Origin of the sequence: Streptomyces nanshensis, from assembly GCF_001751255.1 — a bacterium.
In the GTDB taxonomy this organism is placed as follows: Bacteria; Actinomycetota; Actinomycetes; order Streptomycetales; family Streptomycetaceae; genus Streptomyces; species Streptomyces nanshensis_A.
The window spans coordinates 1-4208 of record NZ_LJGW01000635.1; the positions used below are offsets into that span (position 1 = coordinate 1).

Annotated in this window: 4 protein-coding genes; all 4 read right to left on the reverse strand. The window is 75.4% G+C overall.

Annotation, left to right across the window (positions count from 1 at the left end):
* Positions 1–589 (reverse strand): HpcH/HpaI aldolase/citrate lyase family protein (locus AN218_RS30565; RefSeq protein ID WP_420856038.1); only part of this gene is annotated, 589 nt, incomplete at its 3' end.
* A complete protein-coding gene (locus AN218_RS30570) occupies positions 586–1836 on the reverse strand; it encodes a CaiB/BaiF CoA transferase family protein (protein ID WP_070020288.1) in 1251 nt (416 codons plus the stop codon). The genes AN218_RS30570 and AN218_RS30565, both read right to left, overlap by 4 nt.
* Positions 1833–2789, reverse strand: coding sequence for a ribokinase (locus AN218_RS38615; RefSeq protein WP_079132766.1), 957 nt, complete (start codon positions 2787–2789; stop codon positions 1833–1835). The genes AN218_RS30570 and AN218_RS38615 overlap by 4 nt, the downstream gene beginning before the upstream one ends.
* 89 nt (positions 2790–2878) lie before the next feature.
* Positions 2879–4208, reverse strand: a 1330-nt coding sequence (locus AN218_RS38620; protein WP_070020289.1) for an ADP-ribosylglycohydrolase family protein, incomplete at its 5' end; no start/stop codon positions are given.

Sequence of the window (4208 nt, forward strand, 5' to 3'; positions counted from 1 at the left end):
CGGCCTCCCCGGTGACGCCGAGCACGGCCCGCAGATCGGCCTCGCCGAGCGCGATGCCGCGTACGGCGGGATGCGCCGTGGCGACGGCGAAGGCGTTCTCGATGCCGAGCGCCGACTCCAGCAGCGCGTGGAGCGCGGGGATACCCGAGCCGTCGGAGGCGTCGGCCTCGTCGTGACGAGCGGGCGCCGCGTCGGGCTCCGCCTCCGCCGCCCAGCGTGCGACCCGTACGACGTCCTCCGGGCCCTCCACCTTCGGCAGCCGCAGTCCCGCCAGACCCGGCAGGCCCGCGAGCCGGCGGACCTCCGCCCGGGCGAGCGGCCCGTCGAGGGCGTTGACGCGCACGTGCAGGGGCACGGGCCCCGGGCGTGCGTCGGCGAGCAACTCGGCGGTGGCGTCCAGCGCGTAGCCCTTGCGGTCCGCGGCGACCGCGTCCTCCAGGTCGGCGATCACGACGTCCGCGCCGGAGACGAGTGCCTTGCGGACGACGTCGGGACGGTCGCCCGGGGCGTAGAGCCAGGTCAGCGGCAGAGGCTCCGGCTGGGTGCCGGGGGCGCCGCCGGGGGCCTCGCGCAGCCGGCCGCCGGTCACAGCGCGCCGCCGTCCCGCAGGGCGGTGATCTCCCGCTCGCTCAGGCCGAGTTCGCCGAGCACGGCGTCGGTGTCGCTGCCGTGCGGACGGCCCGCCCACTTGATCGCGCCGGGGGTCTCCGAGAGCCGGAAGAGGACGTTCTGCATCCGGACGGTGCCCAGCTCCTCGTCCTCGACCTCGGTGATCGAGCCGAGGGCCCGGTACTGCTCGTCGTCCAGCACGCCGCGGATGTCGTTGACGGTGGCGACGGCCGCCTCGGCGCGCTCGAACTCCTCGACGACCTCGGCCCGTTCGTGCCGCGCGATCCAGGTGCCGACGGCCTCGTCCAGCTCGTCGGCGTGCGCGGCGCGCCCCGCGCCCGTGGCGAACCACGGCTCGTCCAGGAACTCCGGCCGCCCCACCAGGCGCAGCACCCGCTCCGCGACGGACTGCGCGGACGTCGAGACCGCCAGCCACGCGCCGTCCGCGGTGCGGTAGGTGTTGCGGGGCGCGTTGTTCGCGGAGCGGTTGCCCGTACGCGGCTGTACATAGCCGAGTTGGTCGTACCAGAGGGGCTGCGGGCCGAGCACCGTCAGCATCGGCTCGATGATCGCCATGTCGACGACCTGGCCCGTGCCGGTGCGGTCCCGTCCGCGCAGCGCCGCCATCACGGCGTACGAGGTGGCCAGTGCGGCGATGGAGTCGGCGAGCCCGAAGGGCGGCAGCGTCGGCGGTCCGTCCGGTTCGCCGGTGATCGCGGCGAAGCCGCTCATGGCCTCGGCGAGGGTGCCGAAGCCGGGGCGGCGCGCGTACGGCCCGAACTGGCCGAAGCCGGTGACGCGGGCGAGCACCAGACGCGGGTTGACGGCCGAGAGCTCGTCCCAGCCCAGGCCCCACTTCTCCAGCGTGCCGGGGCGGAAGTTCTCGACGACGACGTCCGATTCGGCGGCGAGGCGCAGCAGGACGTCGCGTCCGCCCGGTGTCGACAGATCGAGGGTGACGTTGCGCTTGTTGCGGCCGAGCAGCTTCCACCACAGTCCGACGCCGTCCTTCGCGGGGCCGTGGCCGCGCGACGGGTCGGGTCTGCGGGGGTGTTCGACCTTGATCACGTCGGCGCCGAAGTCGCCCAGCATGGTGGCGGCGAGCGGACCGGCGAAGAGGGTCGCGAGGTCGAGGACGCGGAGGCCGTCGAGGGGTGCGGGGGGCGTTCCGGCGTGGGAGGCGTACGCGGTGTGTGCCGCGTCGGTGCGGTCGTGCACGTCGTTCATCGAGGTGTCCGGCTTCCGTGGGTCCCGTGGTTTCCGTGTGGGCCGTCGTCCTGGTGACGGCCGTGGTGTCCGTGCTGCCCGTGTCCGCCGTGGAGCGACGCGGCGAAGGCGTCGGTCTCCGCGCGGTGCGGCATGGACGCCGAGGCGCCCGGCCGCTGCACGGACAGGGCCGCCGCCGCCGAGGCCCACTCCAGCGCCTCCGGCATGGCACGGCCCTCGCCGGAGGCGACGGCCAGCGCACCGACGAAGGTGTCGCCCGCCGCGGTGGTGTCCTCGGCCTTCACCCGGGGCGCGGGCACGAGCACGGGGTCGGCGTCGCGTACGGCGTACAGCGAGCCCCGCGCGCCGAGCGTGACGACCACCTCGGGGACGAGGGCGAGCAGCGCGTCCGCCGCGTCGTACGGGTCGGACTTGCCGGTGAGGACGGCCGCCTCGTGCTCGTTGGGCACCAACAGATCGGTGACGGCGAGGAGTTCGGGCGGCAGCGGCTGCGCGGGCGCGGGCGTGAGGACGACGCGTACGCCGTGGTCGTGTGCCGCCCGCGCTCCCGCGAGGACGCCCGCGAGGGGGATCTCCAACTGGAGCAGCAGCGCGCCCGCGGCGGCGATGCGCTCCTCGTCGCCGTCGGCGAGGCCGTCGACCGTGCCGTTGGCGCCCGGTACGACGACGATGGCGTTGCCCCCGTCGTCGTCGACGACGATGTGCGCGGTGCCGCTCTCGCCCTCGACGGTGCGCAGTCCGTCCGTACCGACGCCCGCGCCGTCCAGCGCATCCCGCAGCCGCAGGCCGAAGTCGTCCCGTCCGACGGCGCCGATCATCGCGACGGAGCCGCCCGAACGGGCCGCCGCCACCGCCTGGTTGGCGCCCTTGCCGCCGGGGACGGTGCGGAAGGCGCGGCCGGTGACGGTCTCACCGCGTCGGGGAGCGGTCGCCACATAGGCGACGAGGTCCATGTTGGTGCTGCCGAGCACCGCGACGGACGGCGCGTCGGGGGACGGCGAGGGTGTGTCCGGTGCCGCCGGCGGTGGCGGCGGGGTGGGAGTCACGGTGCGGGGATCTCCTGTCGGTCGGCGGGCGTGCGGGGGGCCGGGGACGCGAGCCGGCAGGTGAGACGGGCCAGGGCGTCGAAGCCGGTGCCGTCGAAGCCGCCCACGCTGGTGGCCAGGCGGTTCCTCAGCGGTCCGGTCCAGCGGGCGGGCAGCGCCTCGGGCGAGCCCGCGAGCAGTCCGGCGACGCTGCCCGCGGTCGCGCCGACCGAGTCGGTGTCCCAACCGCCGGAGACGGCACGGCAGATGGAGCCGGTAAAGTCGCCGTCGGCGTGGGTGAGCGCGGCGGCCAGCAGCGCGGCGTTGGGCAGGACGTGCACCCAGTGGTGGTGCCCGTACTCCTCGTGGAGGCGGTCCACGACGGTCTCGAACCCGGCGGCGGTGCCCGTCGGTTCGGCCAGCGCCGTCTCGATCCCGAAGGTGACGGCGCGCATCAGCCGGGAGCCGGGCGGTACGACGCGCAGCCCCGTCCGCAGACAGCTCAGGACGTCGGGCGCGGTGCCGGACGCGGCCTCGGCGACGACGGCGGCGGTGAACATCTCCCCGTACACGCCGTTCGCGGTGTGGCTCAACGTGGCGTCGCGCCAGGCCAGTTCGGCGGCCGTGCCCGGGTCGCCCGGGTGCGTCCAGCCGAAGACGTCGGCGCGGATGAGCGCGCCGATCCACTCCCGGAAGGGGTTGCGGCGGCCGCCGGTCTCCGGCGGGACGCAGCCGTCGAGCAGATTGCGGTAGGCGACGCGTTCGGCGGTGAACGTACGGCCCGCGGGCAGCTCGTCCAGCCACAGGGTCGCGACGTCGTCCGTGCAGAAGCCGTGACCGTGGCGCTGGAGCAACAGCAGCCCCAGCACGGGGTAGTTGAGGTCGTCGTCCTCCGGCATGCCGTCGATGTTCTCGGCGAGGGAGGTGGCCGCGCTGCGCCGGTTCCAGGGCAGGCGCCGCACGGTCTCCTCGTCGAGCCCGGCCTGCGTGAACCAGCCGTTCAGCGGCCAGTTGCCGGTGGCGCGCGCGATCTCGCGGATGCCGGCGAGCGGCATCTTCTCGACCGGCTTGCCGAGCAGACAGCCCGCGGCGCGGCCCAGCCAGGCCGCCTCCAGACGTTCGCGGAGGGCGCTGTCGTGGGGGTCGCTGTCGTACGGGGCGGAGTCCGCGGCGGTGCCCGGCTCCTCGTGCGCGAGGGGCGCGGGCCATGCCTCGCAGAGGGTCCGGATCGCGGCGAGGTCCGTCGGCTCGTTCCCGGCCAACGGGGAGGGCAGCAGGGCGAGTTCGTCGAGCAGCCGGTCCGCGAGCCTGCGCAGCCGCGGGTCCGCCGCGGCGGCCGACGCACCG

Bases quoted from the DNA above. Each gene is read 5' to 3' on its own strand.
- AN218_RS38615 (WP_079132766.1), bottom strand. From the start codon at position 2,789: ATGGACCTCGTCGCCTATGTGGCGACCGCTCCCCGACGCGGTGAGACC.
- AN218_RS30570 (WP_070020288.1), bottom strand. From the start codon at position 1,836: ATGAACGACGTGCACGACCGCACCGACGCGGCACACACCGCGTACGCC.